Genomic DNA, 16,955 nt, shown 5'->3' on the forward strand with positions numbered 1-16,955 from the left:
ATGCATTGCACATTGCTAGCGTCTTGGGCATGGCACCTCCCGAACGCGACACCCGGCTGAGTTATCGCGGCGCAGCGCGGATCCGCGAAGACCCACACACACTGACCCAGACCACCGACCAGCGTTTGCTCAGGTCAGCGGACTCGGCCAGGGATCCCTGGCGGGTGCTGCGGATCCAGTCCGAGTTCGTCGAGGGATTCGACAACATGTCGACCGTGCCGCCGGCCGTCACGGTGTTCGGGTCGGCGCGCACCGCGCGCGACACCCCGTACTACAATTTGGGCCGCGAACTCGGTGCCGCGCTGGCCGAGGCCGGATATCCGGTGATCACCGGCGGTGGTCCGGGATTGATGGAGGCGGTCAACCGGGGTGCCTGTGAGAGCGGTGGACAATCCATCGGCCTGGGCATCGAGCTCCCGTTCGAGCAGGTGCTGAACGAGTGGGTCGATCTCGGGGTCAACTTCCGGTACTTCTTCGTCCGCAAGACGATGTTCGTGAAGTACGCGAAGGCGTTCGTCTGCCTGCCGGGCGGTTTCGGCACCCTCGACGAGCTGTTCGAGGCGCTGACCCTGGTGCAGACGCGGAAGGTCACCCAGTTCCCGATCGTGTTGCTGGGCACCGAGTTCTGGGCGCCACTGCTCGACTGGATCAAGGGGACGCTGACCGAACAGGGGTTCGTGTCAGCGGCCGACGTCGAGCTGCTGCAGGTGACCGACTCCGTCGCCGAGGCAGTGGAGATCATCAAGCTCTCGCGGCAGCGCGAGCACGACGTGCAGAAGCAGGCCGGAAAACCGGAGGATCAGGCATGACCGCGATCTGCGTGTACTGCGCGTCGGGCCCGGTCGCCGATCATCATCTGGCGCTGGCCGCCGAACTGGGCACCGCACTCGGTGCCGGCGGGCACACCCTGGTCTCCGGTGGTGGCAACGTGTCGATGATGGGCGCGGTCGCCCACGCCACCCGCGCGGCCGGCGGCCACACCATCGGGATCATCCCAAAGGCGTTGGTGGCCAGGGAAGTAGCGGACATCGACGCCGACGAACTGGTGATCACCGACACGATGCGGCAGCGCAAGCAGCTGATGGAGGACAAGGCGGACGCCTTCATCACCCTGCCCGGCGGTATCGGCACGCTGGAAGAGTTGTTCGAGACCTGGACCGCCGGGTACCTCGGAATGCACAGCAAACCGGTGGTACTCCTCGACCCCGACGGGCACTACGCGCCGCTGCTCGACTGGCTGGAGACGATGATCGAACCGGGTTTTGTCTCGAGATCGGCGTTGGACCGGTTGGTGCAGACGAGCACGGTGACCGAAGCCCTCGCGGGGTGTGGGGTCTATCTGTGATTATCGGTAACCTTGCCAGTCGGGGGCTTTACCGTGATAGTTCATCGAGCCCCCGATAGGTTGGGCCAAGGGACAACTCACGAGCATCGGAGCTTATGTGGTCAGCGAGAACCGGACCAGTGTTGGACTACTCGACGTGGCCAGGGGGGCACTGGCGATGGTCCCGGATCTTCCGGGAGTCATCCGGCATGCGCCGGGACTGGTACTGCGGAGGCCGAAGGCGCAGGACACCATCGGGTCGGTCTTCAACAAGGTGGTCGCCAAGCATCCGCAGCGCCCCTTCATCCGGTTCGAAGGCGTGTCGATCACCTACGGCGAGGCAAACCGCCAGATCAACCGCTATGCCGACTTCTTCGCCCGTAAGGGTGTCGGCCCGGGCGATGTGGTCGGCGTGCTGGCCAAGAATCATCCGCAGACACTGCTGGTGATGCTCGCGACGGTGAAGCTCGGTGCCGTGGCCGGGATGCTCAACTACAACCAGCGCGGACAGGTCTTGTCCCACAGTGTGAGCATCCTCGACGCGGTGGTGCTGGTGGTCGACCCGGAGGCCGCCGAGGCCCTCGAATCCATCGACAAGACGGAACTGCCCTCCGTCACAGTCGACTTCGTCGAACTCGACGCGCAGGCCGAGGGTTTGAGCGAGAATAACCCCGAGATCACCGCGAAGCTGCCGGCATCGACCAAGGCCTTTTACATCTTCACCTCCGGCACAACAGGTTTGCCGAAGGCCAGCATCATGTCGCACTACCGCTGGATGACCAGCATGGACGGTATCGGCGGGATGGGCGTGCGTCTGCGGCACACCGACACCATGTATTCGCCGCTACCGCTCTATCACAACAATGCGCTGACCGTGGCGCTGTCCTCGGTGCTGGCCTCGGGTGCGTGTCTGGCCATCGGCAAGTCGTTCTCGGCCTCGCGGTTCTGGGACGACGTCGAAATCAACCGGGCCACCGCGTTCTGCTACATCGGAGAGTTGTGCCGCTACCTGCTGGCCCAACCGGAGCAGCCCACCGATGCCACCAACGGGATCAAGACGATCGTCGGCAACGGCATGCGGGCCGAGATCTGGGACGACTTCGCCGAGCGTTTCGGGATCGAGCGGGTTGTCGAGTTCTACGGCGCCTCCGAGCTGAACCTGGCGTTCATCAATGTCTTCAACATCGACCGGACAGCCGGGTTCTGCCCGCTGCCGTTCAAGATCGTCGAATACGACCACGAGACCGGCGAGCCCGCGCGGGATGCCAAGGGCCGGCTGAGGAGGGTTCCCAAAGGTGAAGCAGGCCTGCTGATCTCGGAGATCTCGTCCAAGGTGCCGTTCGACGGGTACACCGACTCGGATGCCTCGAACAAGAAGATCATCACCGATGCCTTCAAGTCCGGCGACCGCTGGTTCAACTCCGGTGACCTGGTCCGCGACCTCGGGATGAACCACATCGCCTTTGTCGACCGTCTCGGTGACACCTTCCGCTGGAAAGGCGAGAATGTGGCAACCACCCAGGTCGAGGCAGAGCTCGGTGGTGTCGAGTCGATCGAGCACGTGGTGGTCTACGGCGTCGAGGTACCCGGCGCCGACGGCAAGGCCGGCATGGCTGCGATCACCCTGCGCGAGGGCGCGGAGCTCGACCCCAAGGAGTTGGGCGGCTACCTGTACGAGCAGCTGCCCTCGTATGCGATTCCGCTGTTCCTGCGGGTCGTGCCGGAACTGGAACAGACGTCGACCTTCAAGAACCGCAAGGTCGAGCTACGCGATCAGGGATTCACCGACGTGGGCGATGACGATCTCTATGTTTTGACCGGACGTGGCGAAGGGTATGTCAAGTTCTACGATGACTATCCAAATGATGTCGCCGGAGCGAAAGTACCCAGAGGCTGACTTGGCACCCACTCTGTGTGGCCGACCGGTTGCCACGGATCGGGCGTTGGTGATGGCCATCGTCAACCGCACCCCGGACTCGTTCTATGACCGCGGTGTGAGTTTCTCGGACGAAGCCGCGAAATCGCGGGTGGACCAGGCGGTCGCCGAGGGAGCCGACATCGTCGACATCGGCGGCGTCAAGGCCGGTCCGGGCGACATCGTGGATGCCGCGGAAGAGATCCGGCGGGTGTTACCGATGATCGCCTGGATCCGCGAGCGACACCCGGGCCTCATCATCAGCGTCGATACGTGGCGGGCCGATGTGGCCCGCGAGGCGGTGGCCGTCGGCGCCGACCTGATCAACGACACGTGGGCCGGGGCCGACCCAGACCTGGTGTCGGTGGCCGCGGAGCTGTCGGTCGGCATCGTCTGCTCGCACACCGGTGGTGCGGTTCCACGCACCCGCCCGCACCGCGTGCGGTACCCCGATGTGGTGGCCGACGTCGTCGCCGAGGTGACCGGGGCGGCCGCTCGCGCACTCGCGGCCGGTGTGGATCGCGATTCGATCCTTATTGATCCGACCCACGATTTTGGGAAAAATACCCATCACGGGCTGGCTTTGTTACGCCACGTAAAAGTTCTCGTTAACACCGGTTGGCCGGTCCTGATGGCGCTCAGCAACAAGGATTTCGTAGGGGAGACTTTGGGGGTAGGCCTGGAAGATCGGTTGGAGGGGACTCTGGCCGCGACGGCACTCGCAGCCTCTTCGGGGGCCCGGGTCTTTCGCGTACACGAGGTAGCCGCCACACGAAGGGTGGTCGACATGGTGGCCGCGATTGTGGGCACCAGGCCACCTGCCCGAACAGTAAGGGGTTTGGCATGACCGCTGGGAAGCAAGTCACCGGAAGAACCGAACGTGCATGGGCGCCGATCGCATCGGCTCCGCAGGAGTCACCCGCGGCCCATTGGGCTGCGGATCACAGTTGGGACCGTCCTGACTGGACTGTCGAGGAGCTCGTCGCGGCCAAGAACGGCCGGACCGTGTCGGTGGTGTTGCCGGCATTGAACGAAGAAGACACCGTCGCGGACGTGATCGCCTCGATCCGTCCGCTTGTCGGCACCCTCGTCGACGAGCTGATCGTGCTCGACTCGGGGTCCACCGACGCCACCGCCGAGCGGGCCACCGCCGCCGGTGCCCGGGTGATCAGCCGAGAAGAGGCTGTCCCGGAGGTCGAGCCCGTCCGTGGCAAGGGTGAGGTCCTCTGGCGCTCGCTTGCCGCGACCACCGGCGACCTGATCGCATTTGTCGACTCCGACCTGATCGATCCCGATCCGATGTTCGTGCCCAAGTTGCTCGGACCACTGCTCATCAACCCCGAGATCCATCTGGTCAAGGGCTTCTACCGTCGTCCGCTGCGCACCGGACAGGGCGAGGACGCCAACGGCGGCGGCCGGGTCACCGAACTCGTCGCCCGACCGTTGCTGGCCTCGTTCAAGCCCGAACTCACCGCGGTTCTGCAGCCGCTGGGCGGGGAGTACGCCGGCACTCGCGAGCTGTTGTGTGCGGTGCCGTTCGCCCCGGGTTACGGCGTGGAGATCGGCCTGCTGGTCGACACGTACGACCGCTACGGCCTGGCCGGGATCGGCCAGGTCAACCTGGGCGTCCGGACCCACCGCAACCGTCCGTTGGTGGAGCTCGGGGTGATGAGCCGTCAGATCGTCGGCACCCTGATGGGCCGCTGCGGGATCGTCGATTCCGGGGTCGGACTCACCCAGTTCAAGATCCAGCCCGATGGCACGTTCCTGCCGAAAACGACCGAGGTTCATCTCACCGACCGGCCGGCGATGAACACGCTGCGCCCGCCGGTACCCGCGCGACGTCGCCGAGCCTCATAGCACCACCCCAAACGAGCCGGTAATACGAAGACGAGCCACATACATGTGGCTCGTCTTCGTATATCCGGCGCGTTTGGGGGCAGGGGCAGCTACCGTAGTTAGAACATGTTCTAGTTCTACGGGGAGTGGGTAGATGTCGGATTCGATGGTGGGTAAGTCAGTTCTGGTCACCGGTGGTGGCAGCGGGATCGGGGAGGGGATTGCGGCACTGCTCTGTGAGCGGGGCGCGCAGGTCACCATCGTCGGTCGCGGCGCCGAGCGACTCGAGAAGGTCGCCGCCGGACTCAACGCGGGCACCGGAAAGGGTGCCGTGTACGCGCACGCCGCGGACATCACCTCCGAGGAGCAGGTCGCAGGCGCGGTGGCCGCAGCGACGGAACGCACCGGCCGACTCGACGGCATCGTCGCCTGTGCCGGCGGCAGCGAGACCATCGGGCCGATCACCCAGATGGACACCGAGGCCTGGAAGCGGACCGTCGATCTCAATCTGAACGGCACGATGTTCACAATCAAACATGGTGCGCGCGAACTCGTTCGAGGTGGCGGCGGTTCCATCGTGGCGATCTCGTCGATCGCTGCGAGCAATACGCACCGGTGGTTCGGTGCCTACGGTGTCACCAAATCCGGGGTCGATCACCTGGTCGCCTTGGCGGCAGACGAATTGGGCGCGAGCAACGTTCGCGTCAACGGGATCCGTCCGGGATTGACGCGCACCGAACTCGTCGACCTCGTCGTGCAGGATCCCGCGCTCAGCGAGGACTATCGCGTCAGTACACCGCTGCAGCGCGTGGGCGAGGTCGAGGACGTCGCGGGTCTGGCACTGTTCCTGCTCGGCGCCGAATCGACCTGGATCACCGGGCAGGTCATCAATGTCGACGGTGGCCAGATGCTGCGCCGCGGGCCCGACTTCAGTTCGATGCTCGAACCACTGTTCGGCACTGAGGGTTTGCGCGGGGTAGTTGCCTCGGAAGATGCGGTGACGTCATGACCGCACACGAGGTTCTCGGAACCGAGGTGCAGATGCCGGTCCGGATTCGCCATGCGAGTTGTTTTGTGGCCGGTTTCACGGCGTCGGCCGCTGCGGCACAGGAGATGATCGCCGACACCGGACTGCGGGTGATGCAGGTCAGGCCGGGTAGGACGATGTGCATGCTGGTCTTCGTCGATTATGTGGACGGAGATCTCGGCCCTTACAACGAGTTTGGGGTGTGTGTGCTGCTCGAAGATCCCGACACGCCCGGGCGGTCGACCATTTTGGGAAATCTTCGCGCGCTGGCGACCGGGCAGGCCCGCGCCCTGGTGCATCGTCTGCCGGTCGATGGCGACTTCACGCTCGCCGCAGGCCGCGGGATCTGGGGTTTTCCGAAAACGTTGGCGGACTTCGACGTCGACCACTCGTCGGCAACGAAGCGGGGCGTCGTGAGCGAAGGCGGAAAATTGATTGTCGCGCTCACCGTTCGCCCGGGGATCAAGGTTCCCGATTCCGATGCGACTGCGGTGCTTCGGGCCTACTCGTATCTGGACGGGGTCACGCGCGAGACGCCCTGGGTCCTCAACCGGACCGCTGACACGCGAACCCGGCCCGGGGGAGCGAGCCTGCAGCTCGGATCACATCCGATCGCCGAGGAGCTACGTCGGCTTCGACTCGGCCGGTACGCGCTGATGACGTCGTCGGTCGGGCACATCGAGATGACCTTCGAGGATGCCCAGGTGCGCAGCGCCGGGTAACAGCACCTCAGCCGACCTGGAATAGTGGATGACGTGCTGACACTTCTGCTCTACCTGCTGATCATGGTCGCGGTGATCGGTGTGGTGTTCGCCGTGGTCTGGTTGGTCTTCGGTCGTTCGGAGGATCTTCCCCCGCTCGAGCGCGGAACCACCCTGACGCGTCTGCCCCGCGCCGGGATCACCGGTGAAGACGTGCGGTCACTGCGCTTCGCACAGGTGACCCGTGGCTACAAAGCAAGTGAGGTCGACTGGGCGCTCGAGAAACTCGCCCGCGAAATCGACGAGTTGCGGAATGCACTACACGATCTTCAAGCTCGTGAAGAGGCCGAAAGCCCTGCGCAACGGGAAGAATAACCGGTCGGCGGTCCGTAGTATGGAGCGCGACCACGCAGCACCGAAACGTGCGGTGTCAGCAAACGCTGGCATCGACCTAATAAGATCAGACTTCGACGCCGACTGAGGCAGCGAATCTGAAGGGAGCAGAGATGGCGGCGATGAAGCCACGGACCGGGGACGGTCCCCTTGAAGCAACCAAGGAGGGGCGAGGAATCGTTGTTCGCATCCCCATCGAGGGCGGTGGCCGACTGGTTGTCGAGCTGACCTCGGACGAGGCGGCAGCATTGGGTGAAGAATTGCGCGGGGTGACCGCCTGAGTACCACGCCGTAAGGGCAACTGAAGGAGACGATCGAACGCGTGCTGACCACTGTGGTCGATCTGTTGCGTTGCCCGGTGTGCCGAGGATCGCTGGAACTCGCCGACCGCACCCTGTGGTGCCCGGCGGGCCATGGCTTCGACCTCGCCCGGCAGGGGTACGTAACCCTGTTGGGCGGGGCCGGAAGCAACTTTCGTTCAGACACCGCCGACATGCTGGCCGCCCGAACCAGATTCCTCGAGCGCGGGTTCTTTGATCCGATCATGTCGGCCGTCTCACGGCAATGCCCTCCGGCGGCAACGATTCTCGATGTCGGTGCCGGGACCGGACACTATCTCGCGGCCGCCGTCGAAGCGTGTGGCGGACGCGGTGTGGGCCTTGACCTTTCCAAGATCGCCGCTCGACAGGTGAGTCGGTTGTCGGACTCCATCGGGGCCGTTGTGGCCGACGGATGGCAGCCGTTTCCGATCGCCGACGACGCCATCGACGTTGCGTTGTCCATCTTTTCGCCCCGCAACGTCTCCGAGTTCGCGCGGGTGCTACGTCCCGGCAGGACCCTGGTGGTCGTGTCCCCGACGCCGCGACACCTGGCCGAACTGGTGTCGGAGGTCGGGATGATCGGCGTCGACAAAGACAAGTCGGAACGCATCGGCAACAGCATGTCCGGGCACTTCGTCCGCACCGAACGAACGCTGGTGGAATACCCGATAGAGCTCACCCACGACGACGTGGCGGACGTCGTCCTCATGGGCCCCTCGGCATTTCACCTATCCAAGGCCGAGGTCGACGCGAAATCGGCCTCCCTGCCTGATCCGGTGACCGTCACCGCATCGGTGACCGTCGCGGTGTATCAGACCGGCTTGCAGACGGATTCGTAGATCCGCAACGTTTGCTCGGCGATGGAATCCCAGGAGAAGTCGGCAATCGCCCGAGCCCGACCCGCCGCACCCATCGACCGGGCCAGCTCCGGATCGGCAATGACCCGGTTGACCGCCTGGGCGAGGTCGTGTTCGAAGTCGCGGGTCCGGTTTTCGTCGTAGTGCACCAGAAGTCCGGTGATCTCGTCGCGCACGACCTCGGGAATGCCGCCGACGTCCGAGGCGACCACGGCCGTGCCGCAGGCCATCGCCTCCAGATTCACGATGCCCAGCGGTTCGTAAATCGACGGGCAGATAAAAACTGTTGCGGCGGAGAGTATTTCGCGGATCCGGTCGGTGGGTAGCATCTCCCGGATCCAGAACACCCCGGACCGCGTCTGGGAGAGCTGTTCCACCGCCGCGGCGATCTCGGCCCCGATCTCGGGGGTGTCGGGCGCTCCGGCGCACAATACGAGCTGCAGATCGGGGTCCATGTGATGGGCCGCCGCGATCAGATGGCGCACGCCCTTCTGTCGCGTGATCCGGCCCACGAACGCCGCGATCGGACGACGCGGGTCCACCCCCAATGCGGTCAGTGCGGCATCGGCTTCCGCCGGATCGACCGGGTGCCAGGTCTGGGTGTCGACGCCGTTGCGGACCACGTGCACCTTCTCCGGATCCAGGCGGGGATAGGCATCGCAGACATCGATGCGCATGCCGGAACTGACCGCGATCACCGCGTCGGCGTATTCGATGGCGTTCTTCTCCACCCAGCTCGACACCCGGTAGCCGCCACCGAGCTGTTCGGCCTTCCAGGGCCGCCGCGGTTCGAGTGAATGTGCGGTCAATACGTGCGGGATGCCGTGCAGTTGCGCGGCTAGGTGCCCGGCTAGGCCGGTGTACCAGGTGTGCGAGTGGGCGACCTGGGCGCCTTCGGCCGCCACTGCCATCCGCAGATCCGACGACAGCGTGGTGATGGCCGGATTGGCGCCGATCAATGCCGGATCGACGCCGTGGACCTCGGCACCGGGGCGCTCGGCACCCATGCAATGGACGTCGACGGTGGCCAGTGTGCGCATGTGCCGTACCAGTTCGGTGACGTGAACCCCGGCCCCGCCGTAAACCTCTGGCGGATATTCCCTGGTCATCATTGCCACGCGCATGACCTTGACGCTAGCCGGGTGTGGCGGGCTGTGCCAACGGGGGTCGAAAAGATCACAGCGTTCGGGCCGTCAGGTTAATCGGCTGGGGCCAAGCGATTTCGAAAGATCTGCACCCGTCTATGGCCGCGGACTCGGATGGCGGATAGGTTGAAGGAGTGATTTCACAGCGCCATGTCCTTGGGATCGTTCTTGCCGGCGGCGAGGGGAAACGACTCTTTCCCCTGACGATGGACCGCGCCAAGCCGGCCGTCCCATTCGGTGGCGGATACCGCCTGATCGACTTCGTGCTCAGCAACCTCGTCAACGCCGGCTACTCACGTCTGTGTGTGCTCACCCAGTACAAGTCCCATTCACTCGACCGGCACATCTCGCAGACGTGGCGGCCGTCGGGCTTCAACGGTGAATACATCACCCCGGTCCCGGCGCAGCAAAGGCTCGGCCCACGCTGGTACACCGGTAGCGCCGACGCGATCTTCCAGTCGCTTAACCTGGTCTACGACGAGCAGCCCGCCTACATCGTGGTCTTCGGCGCCGACCACGTCTACCGGATGGACCCGGAGCAGATGGTGGAGGCGCACATCGCCTCAGGCGCCGAATGCACGGTGGCCGGCATCCGCGTCCCGCGCAGCGAGGCCACCGCCTTCGGTTGCATCGATGCCGATGACAGCGGCAGGATCACCCAGTTCCTCGAGAAGCCCGCCGATCCGCCCGGCACCCCCGACGACCCCGATGCCACCTTCGCGTCGATGGGCAACTACGTCTTCACCGCAGATGCCCTCGTGCGGGCCATCACACTCGACGCCGACAACAGCGACTCCGACCACGACATGGGCGGCGACATCATCCCGGCGTTCGTCGAGCGGGGCGAGGCGTTCGTCTACGACTTCAAGGACAACCAGGTCCCCGGCGCCACCGACCGCGACCGCGGTTACTGGCGCGACGTCGGCACGTTGGACGCCTTCTACGACGCCCATATGGATCTGGTCTCGGTGCACCCGATCTTCAACCTGTACAACCGGCGCTGGCCCATCCACGGCTCGGCCGACTATCTCGTGGCGCCGGCGAAGTTCGTCAAAGGTGGACTCGCACAGGAATCGATGGTGGGGGCGGGCAGCATCATCTCCGCGGCCACCGTCCGCAACTCGGTGGTCAGTTCCAACGTGATCATCGAGGACGGTGCCACCGTCGAAGGCAGTGTGCTGATGCCCGGTGTCCGGGTCGGTAAAGGCGCAGTGGTCCGAAAGGCCATCTTGGACAAGAACGTTGTGGTCACCGACGGCGAGATCGTCGGCGTCGACGAACAACGCGACCGCGAACGTTTCGCGTTCAGCGCCGGCGGCGTGGTCGCGATCGGAAAAGGTATCCGGGTCTGAGCCGCGGGCCGCGGTCGAGCGGTCAGAACCGGTTGAGGGCTGCGGTGATCAGGTCCGGGATCGCCGGGTGTTCGGTGTTGTCGGGCAGCGCGTCGATCGGCCACCAGGCCAGATCGACCGACTCGTCGCTGCGAACGAACTCGGGCAGTGAGCCGTTCGGCAGGTCGTCGGCGACTGCGGCGAATCTCAGATCGAGGTGCCGGGTCGGGACGCCCAGTGAGCAGGTGATCGGGTGGGTGTGGACCTGGACCAGTTCGCCGGTGATCCGCAGGTCGGCGATACCGGATTCTTCTTGGGCCTCGCGGGTTGCCGCGTCGGCGATCGTGGTGTCGCTCTCCTCGCAGTGACCACCGAGCTGAATCCACTTGCCGACCCTGGGGTGCAGCGTCAGCAACACATGGGTGCGTGCCGAGTTGAAGACGATCGTCGATGCGGTGATGTGGCCGGCGGCCGATTCACGCAGACACCCGTTCGGGGCGGCGGCCAGAAAGGCCAGCATCGTGTGACGCAGTGAATCCTGGTGTGGATCAGGGGTTTGCCACCGGGTGAGCAGGTCGCTCGCCGACTCGTGCAGGCTGCTTGCGCTCACAGTTCGACCACCAGTGAGTCAATGCTCGCAGCCGGCCGGGGCCGGTCGGTCGGTTCGGCGGGATAGCCGATCGCCACCGCGCCCAACGGCTCCCAGTCCGCAGGCAGGTCGAGTTCGCTGCGGACGAGTTCGGGAGCGAAGATCGTCGACCCCACCCAGCAGCTACCCACCGATCGGGTGGCGAGCGCGACCAGCAGACCCTGGACCGCGGCGCCGCCGGCCACGGTGAACATGGTGCGTTCGGCGGCTGTCCGCTCCGCGTCGGGATAGTCGTGGCGGCCATCGCCGGTCAGCACGGGGATCACCATTTCGGGTGCGGTGTAGAGCAATTGGCCGCGGGCCACGCGTTTTCCGATCGACTCGTCGGTTTTTCCGTCGCCGGTCAGGTGTTCTCTCCAGCGGCGCGCCATCGCATCGAGCAGTGCGACGCGGCGAGCGTGCCCACGCAGCCAGATGAACCGCACCGGGTGACTGTGGTGCGGAGCCGGCGCGGTCAGTGCGTCGGCAAAAGCGGCCCGCATGATCTCTTCGGGAACCCGCTCGCCGGTGTAGCTGCGCACGGACCGTCGCATCAGCAATGCCTGTCGACGGCCGAGCTCGAGCGACTCGGCAGTGCCGAGCCAGAACAGGTCTTCCTCGCCGGGACGTACGAGATCTCTTGCCGTGGTGCCGTTTTCGCGAGGCTGCAGTCCGCGGACGACGGCCACCGGGATTTCTCCGAGCTTGCCCTTGACCAGGTCTGCGGCAGCGGCCAGTTCATCGGCGACCGCGATCTCGCTGACGATCAGTGGGTTGCCGTACTCGTCGACGGTCCCCTCGTAGGGGTGCGTCACTGCGATTCCTGCGGCCCCGATCGCGGCATCGGTCTGTCCGATGCGCCAAGCGCGTCCCATCGTGTCCGTGATCAACACAGCCACCTCTACGCCCAGACGTGCACGTAGGGACGCCCGCAGGGTCGCCGCACTGGCATCGGGATCGACCGGGAGCAACGCCAATTCGTCGCTGCCGACATTCGAGCCGTCGACACCGGAGGCGGCCTGGACGATGCCGAGTTTGTTCTCGGTGATCAGCGTGCGGTTCTTGCGCGCCACCACCCGGACGGCTTCGGAGTCGACCAAGGCCCGGCGGGCCGCATCGCGTTCGTCGGGATCGGTGGGGGCCGGGACCATCCGGCCCTCGATCTTGGAGATGATCTTGCTTGTGACGACGAGGATGTCGTCGTCGCGGATCCATCCGGCTGCGTCGGCGAGCGCCGCGGCGAGATCGTCACCGGGGTTGAACCGGGGCAGGCCCGGGATCGGGATGATCTCGATGCTGCCCGCAGCGGCATGGTCCTGCGGGGCGGGCGGCGCGGACTCGTTCGCCGATCCGGACTCACTCATAGGACACGCCCACCAGATCGCAGGCGTCGCGGACCATCTGGGCGGTGGCGGCGGGATCGGTCATCAACAGCGGCACCGAGGCGACCTTCACACCGGGGATGTCGGCGGTGTCGCCGGGCGCGATGAGCCAGCCGTCGAGTACGCCGTTGGCGCTGCGGGCACCGTAGTGCCTGCCGACGGCCTCGGCGGTCGTCTCCACGTCGATCACCGAGAGGCACTCATCGGCCATCCCGCGCAGCGGGCTGGTGCCGATGATGGGGGAGATGCCGACGACCGGCGCCGATGCGGTGCGCAGGGCCCCGCGGATACCGGGAACCGAGAGGATGGCACCGACGCTGACCACCGGATTCGACGGGGCGAACAGGATGATGTCGGCCTCGGCGATCGCCTCGAGCACCCCGGGGCCGGCTTTGGCGTCGTCTGAACCCACCTGTGCGAAACCGTGTGTCGGGATCTGGGCGCGGTGACGAACCCACCATTCCTGGAAGTGGATCGCCACCTTCTCCTCGGTCACCTCGGTTCCGATCGCGCTGGTGCGCGTGACCACCACATGGGTCTCGTGCCGGTCGTCGGTGGCGGGCAACAGCCGGACACCGGGATCCCACCGCCGGCTCAGCGCCGCGGTGATGTCGCTGAGCCGGTATCCGGCGTCGAGCATCTGGGTGCGGATCAGATGGGTGGCGAGGTCGCGGTCACCGAGTCCGAACCAGTCGGGGTCGGCGCCATAGGCGGCCAGTTCTTCTTTGGCATGCCAGGTCTCGCCGCGGCGGCCCCACCCGCGTTCGGTGTCGATGCCGTCACCGAGCGTGTACATACAGGTGTCGAGATCGGGGCAGATGCGTACGCCGTGCATCCAGGCGTCGTCGCCGACATTGACCACCGCCGTCACCTCGTGCTCGGCGGGCGGACGACCCTCCGCCAGGACGTCGGGGAACGACGTGTGTCCAAGGAGTTCGCGAACACCCTGCAAAAATCGGGCGCCACCGACGCCACCAACAAGAACGGTCACCTTCACAAGGGACCAGCCTAGTGCCGGGTGGGGCGGGCTCAGGTCCGGCCCACTATCGCACTCGCGTCATCGGCGGGGACACGTAGCATCGAGGGGTCGGTCACAACCGGCTGTGCGGTGTTCGAACTGTTCGAATCGCGGCGGGTGTCTTTTTGGTCATCAAGGCCGTGTCGAGACTCCGGAATCACCCGATGGGGTGGTAAAGCAAATTTGCCCTGCGGCTTGACCTGGACCCCCGAAACCGTGTCTAATCACATCAGTGTCATTCCCAGTTTTGACAACGAGAATTGTTGTGGGGCATGGGGATCGATCACTTGTTCGAATACGACTGACCACCTGCACAATTCGAAGTCCAGATGAGGAGGCGGGGCGATGGCTCTGGAACACATGGCTACCAACAGCCTTGAACCGCAAGTCGATTCGCAATTGAACGCACCCGAAGACCCTCAGAACGAACGCCCCAGACTCAGCTTGGTCACCACCGCCTTCGACGACCTGTTCGACCTCGTCGAGGATCAGTGGCAGGACCGGGCACTGTGTGCCCAGACCGATCCTGAAGCATTCTTCCCGGAAAAGGGAGGCTCGACCCGCGAGGCAAAGCGGATCTGCCAGGGATGTGAGGTACGCGCCGAATGTCTCGAGTATGCGCTGCACAAGGACGAGCGGTTCGGTATCTGGGGTGGCTTGTCGGAGCGCGAGCGTCGTCGCATCAAGCGCGGCATCGTCTGAGTCGGGAAAGTTCTCTCACCGCGCGTCGGTGATGTATCACAAGGTGACATCGGGGGATGGCCGCGCAGTTTGAACTGTTGCGGCGTAACGCTTTTCGACAAATACCTTTGGCAAGACCATTTGTACATCGCGACTTCGGGTCGCGGTTACGGCACTTGGCGACCCGTCTGCCCTATTGGGGCGGCGGGTCGATTGTGTCTTCGTCGACACCCAGGTGGGCGGCCACCTGCTGGACGAGTACCTCGTGGACCAGGTCCAACAGGTCTGCGCCCTTCTTGGCCCGACTCTCGAGCGGTCGCCGGAACAGCAGGATGCGGGCCTTGGTCGCCCGGCCGTCCGCGTCCATACCCGGCGGGATGAGGCGGGCCAGCGGGATCGGCCCGTCGGCGGTGACCTCGGCGGGCCACTGCACGGTGTCGGGATCCCGAGGGAGCATTCGCGGCACCTCGTCGACCGCGATGTCCAGGCCGGTGAGCCGATCGTGCCAACGGGCATCGATCTCGGCGAAGGCTTCCAGGACGACTGCGTCGAACGACTGCGACCGGCTGGTCCAGGCCGGCACGTGGACCGGGAGCAGGGATGATCGCAGGCCGCGGCCCCGACGATCGCGGACTCGGGGAACACCTCGAACCGATCGTCGACGCCGTGGTCGGACCAGCGGAGGACGAATGGGTGCCATAAGTCGCAAGTCTAAGCAGGTCTGTGCGGTGTGTCCTACTTCGACCCGCCGGTAGATAGGGATAATCTTCCACCCGTGAGGCTTCCACGTCAGTGTTCCAGGCCCGGCTGCGCCAACCCGGCGGTCGCAACGCTGACTTTCGTGTACGCAGATTCGACCGCCGTGGTCGGGCCGTTGGCGACGTCTGCAGAACCGCATTCGTGGGATCTGTGCGATACCCACGCAACCCGGATCACCGTTCCGCGGGGCTGGGAGATGCTGCGGAGTGCAGGCGGGTTCGCGGCACCCACGCGCGACGAGGACGATCTGACGGCGCTGGCCGAGGCCGTACGCGAAGCCACCGGCGGCGGCTCCCTGGTCTCGCATGTGACCTCGGTACCCAGCGCCGAGTCTGCGCCCCACCTGAGCAGGGCGCAGACCCAGGTCAGCGGTCCCGACCCGCTTCCGCGCCCGCGACCGGGTCGACGTGGACACCTTCGAGTGTTGCCTGATCCCGTGGACTGAATCCGACCGTCACCGGTTCGGCTACAGCGGGTTCGATGCTGCTCTCCGGGTCGCGCCCTTTGCGCTTGCTCCAGGCCTTTTCGCCGTAGTTGCAGATCACCATCACCAGCGCGGCCAGACCCCATCCCAGGATCAGATCGATCACGTAGTGCTCGGCCGAGTACACGAGAGTGAACGCCATCACCAGCGCATAGCCGGTGAAGATGGTCCGTCCGAGCGCTCTGGTCCGGCCCCACATGAACATGGCGAGCAACGCGGTGACCCCGGCGTGCAGCGACGGGATGGCGGCGACCTGGTTGGACTTGTCCTGGCCGACCTCGATCACGTCCCGCACCGGACCGATGTGCAGCACGTCCCAGCCGCGGCTGGAGATCCGCTCGATGTAGGGGGCGGCACCTTCGTGTTCGGGTGCCACCTGGCCGAGGATGTTGTCGGGCACGACCTGTTCGGGTGTGGTGATGCAGTGCGGGAAGGCCGGTCCGCCGACCAGTTCGGCCGAGGTGCACTTTGCGGCCGCCCACGGGGGAGCTGCGGGAACCAGGACGTAACCGATGAGTCCCAGGAAGAAGATCATGATGAGCCGCACCGCGAACCGACGCCACTGCACCCGGTCGCGGAGCCAGATGAACCCGAGGACGGCGTAGGGAACGATGAAATAGGACATGTACACAAAGCTCGTGAACACCTCCCACCACTGGGCGTCGGCCATCTTGAGTTGTTCCTGCAACCAGACGGTCGGCACCACGTGGAACATCCAGCGATCGGCGTCGACGGCGAAATGCCACTGGGTGGGCATGCCGAGGAACGCGGCCAGACCGCGCGTGGAGTCGTACACCGCGAGCAGGACGCCGAAGGGCAGCCAGTCACGGACCACCGACAGCACATTGCGTCGACCGATGGACATCGCGGCGAGGCCGAGTCCCAGCGCGACAAGGACGTAGGAACGGCCAAAGGACATGGTCCGGGTGGCCAGTAACACGAGCACGGTCAGTGCCCAGATCGTCACGGTCACACGCCGGATGAGCGTGAGGTTCAACCGCTCCGCACCGAGGCGGGCGACTTTGAACTCGGCGAACCGCAGCCGTGAGTACCAAGATGTAGGAGGGGCGTCGGTCTTCGGGGTCTGTAGATCGGTCATGATTAGGCGTTGACCCCGTTGTCTGCCGATCCGTTCGACGGCATGTTCTGAT

19 protein-coding genes are annotated in these 16,955 nt (G+C 65.3%); 13 read left to right on the plus strand and 6 right to left on the minus strand.

Annotated features, from left to right (window positions below; genetic code table 11):
* The first annotated feature begins 29 nt into the window (after positions 1–29).
* From AC51GT_RS00980 to AC51GT_RS01025, 10 genes are all read left to right on the plus strand, one after another.
* Positions 30–809 (plus strand): LOG family protein, encoded by a 780-nt coding sequence (locus AC51GT_RS00980; RefSeq protein WP_496323530.1) that lies wholly within the window; start codon positions 30–32, stop codon positions 807–809.
* Complete coding sequence (locus AC51GT_RS00985; protein ID WP_496323531.1) at positions 806–1,345, plus strand: LOG family protein; 540 nt, start codon at positions 806–808, stop codon at positions 1,343–1,345. Before AC51GT_RS00980 ends, AC51GT_RS00985 begins: the two co-directional genes overlap by 4 nt.
* 157 nt (positions 1,346–1,502) lie before the next feature.
* Positions 1,503–3,221, plus strand: a complete 1,719-nt coding sequence (locus AC51GT_RS00990; protein ID WP_496327991.1) for a long-chain-acyl-CoA synthetase — start codon at positions 1,503–1,505, stop codon at positions 3,219–3,221.
* The gene (gene folP / locus AC51GT_RS00995) at positions 3,175–4,086 is read left to right on the plus strand and encodes a dihydropteroate synthase (RefSeq protein ID WP_496323532.1); all 912 of its coding nucleotides are present in this window, start codon (positions 3,175–3,177) and stop codon (positions 4,084–4,086) included. Before AC51GT_RS00990 ends, folP begins: the two co-directional genes overlap by 47 nt.
* A complete protein-coding gene (locus tag AC51GT_RS01000; RefSeq protein ID WP_496323533.1) occupies positions 4,083–5,099 on the plus strand; it encodes a glucosyl-3-phosphoglycerate synthase in 1,017 nt (338 codons plus the stop codon). The genes folP and AC51GT_RS01000 overlap by 4 nt, the downstream gene beginning before the upstream one ends.
* 133 nt (positions 5,100–5,232) lie before the next feature.
* A complete protein-coding gene (locus AC51GT_RS01005; protein WP_496323534.1) occupies positions 5,233–6,087 on the plus strand; it encodes an SDR family oxidoreductase in 855 nt (284 codons plus the stop codon).
* Entirely contained in the window at positions 6,084–6,827 is a 744-nt protein-coding gene (locus AC51GT_RS01010; protein ID WP_496323535.1) for an acetoacetate decarboxylase family protein, read from the plus strand. Before AC51GT_RS01005 ends, AC51GT_RS01010 begins: the two co-directional genes overlap by 4 nt.
* A gap of 33 nt (positions 6,828–6,860) precedes the next feature.
* Complete coding sequence (locus tag AC51GT_RS01015) at positions 6,861–7,181, plus strand: DivIVA domain-containing protein (protein ID WP_496327583.1); 321 nt, start codon at positions 6,861–6,863, stop codon at positions 7,179–7,181.
* Between the two features lie 131 nt (positions 7,182–7,312).
* Positions 7,313–7,480 carry a DUF3117 domain-containing protein gene (locus AC51GT_RS01020; RefSeq protein WP_023963302.1) on the plus strand — a complete coding sequence of 56 codons (168 nt, stop codon included), beginning with the start codon at positions 7,313–7,315 and terminating at the stop codon, positions 7,478–7,480.
* Positions 7,481–7,521: 41 nt separating this feature from the next.
* Complete coding sequence (locus AC51GT_RS01025) at positions 7,522–8,358, plus strand: putative RNA methyltransferase (protein WP_496327584.1); 837 nt, start codon at positions 7,522–7,524, stop codon at positions 8,356–8,358.
* Here AC51GT_RS01025 and glgA read toward each other — a convergent pair.
* Positions 8,331–9,500, minus strand: a complete 1,170-nt coding sequence (gene glgA, locus AC51GT_RS01030) for a glycogen synthase (protein WP_496323538.1) — start codon at positions 9,498–9,500, stop codon at positions 8,331–8,333. The two genes, AC51GT_RS01025 and glgA, sit on opposite strands and share 28 nt — an antisense overlap.
* Before the next feature lie 155 nt (positions 9,501–9,655).
* Between glgA and glgC the strand changes: the two genes are divergently transcribed.
* Complete coding sequence (gene glgC / locus AC51GT_RS01035; protein WP_496323539.1) at positions 9,656–10,873, plus strand: glucose-1-phosphate adenylyltransferase; 1,218 nt, start codon at positions 9,656–9,658, stop codon at positions 10,871–10,873.
* Positions 10,874–10,895: 22 nt separating this feature from the next.
* Here the strand turns inward: glgC and AC51GT_RS01040 are convergent, their stop codons facing one another.
* The 3 genes from AC51GT_RS01040 to cofD are packed head-to-tail and all read right to left on the minus strand — an operon-like array spanning position 10,896 to position 13,859.
* Positions 10,896–11,462, minus strand: coding sequence for an NUDIX hydrolase (locus AC51GT_RS01040; protein ID WP_496323540.1), 567 nt, complete (start codon positions 11,460–11,462; stop codon positions 10,896–10,898).
* Positions 11,459–12,844: a coenzyme F420-0:L-glutamate ligase gene (locus AC51GT_RS01045; RefSeq protein ID WP_496327585.1), complete on the minus strand. Its 1,386-nt coding sequence runs from the start codon at positions 12,842–12,844 to the stop codon at positions 11,459–11,461. Before AC51GT_RS01045 ends, AC51GT_RS01040 begins: the two co-directional genes overlap by 4 nt.
* Positions 12,837–13,859 (minus strand): 2-phospho-L-lactate transferase, encoded by a 1,023-nt coding sequence (cofD, locus tag AC51GT_RS01050; RefSeq protein WP_496323542.1) that lies wholly within the window; start codon positions 13,857–13,859, stop codon positions 12,837–12,839. The genes AC51GT_RS01045 and cofD overlap by 8 nt, the downstream gene beginning before the upstream one ends.
* Positions 13,860–14,324: 465 nt before the next feature.
* Here cofD and AC51GT_RS01055 point away from each other — a divergent pair, with 465 nt between their 5' ends.
* A complete protein-coding gene (locus AC51GT_RS01055; RefSeq protein ID WP_496323543.1) occupies positions 14,325–14,582 on the plus strand; it encodes a WhiB family transcriptional regulator in 258 nt (85 codons plus the stop codon).
* Positions 14,583–14,754: 172 nt separating this feature from the next.
* On the opposite strand, the gene AC51GT_RS01060 is transcribed toward AC51GT_RS01055, so the two are convergent.
* Positions 14,755–15,261, minus strand: a complete 507-nt coding sequence (locus AC51GT_RS01060) for a metallopeptidase family protein (RefSeq protein WP_495515234.1) — start codon at positions 15,259–15,261, stop codon at positions 14,755–14,757.
* 75 nt (positions 15,262–15,336) lie between these two features.
* On the opposite strand from AC51GT_RS01060, the gene AC51GT_RS01065 reads away from it, so the two are divergent.
* On the plus strand, positions 15,337–15,765 hold the full coding sequence (locus tag AC51GT_RS01065; RefSeq protein WP_496323544.1) for a DUF3499 domain-containing protein: 429 nt from the start codon (positions 15,337–15,339) through the stop codon (positions 15,763–15,765).
* Here AC51GT_RS01065 and AC51GT_RS01070 read toward each other — a convergent pair.
* Positions 15,686–16,903 (minus strand): phosphatase PAP2 family protein, encoded by a 1,218-nt coding sequence (locus AC51GT_RS01070; protein WP_496327586.1) that lies wholly within the window; start codon positions 16,901–16,903, stop codon positions 15,686–15,688. The two genes, AC51GT_RS01065 and AC51GT_RS01070, sit on opposite strands and share 80 nt — an antisense overlap.
* Between the last annotated feature and the right edge of the window lie 52 nt (positions 16,904–16,955).

Source organism: Williamsia sp. z34 (assembly GCF_059553395.1).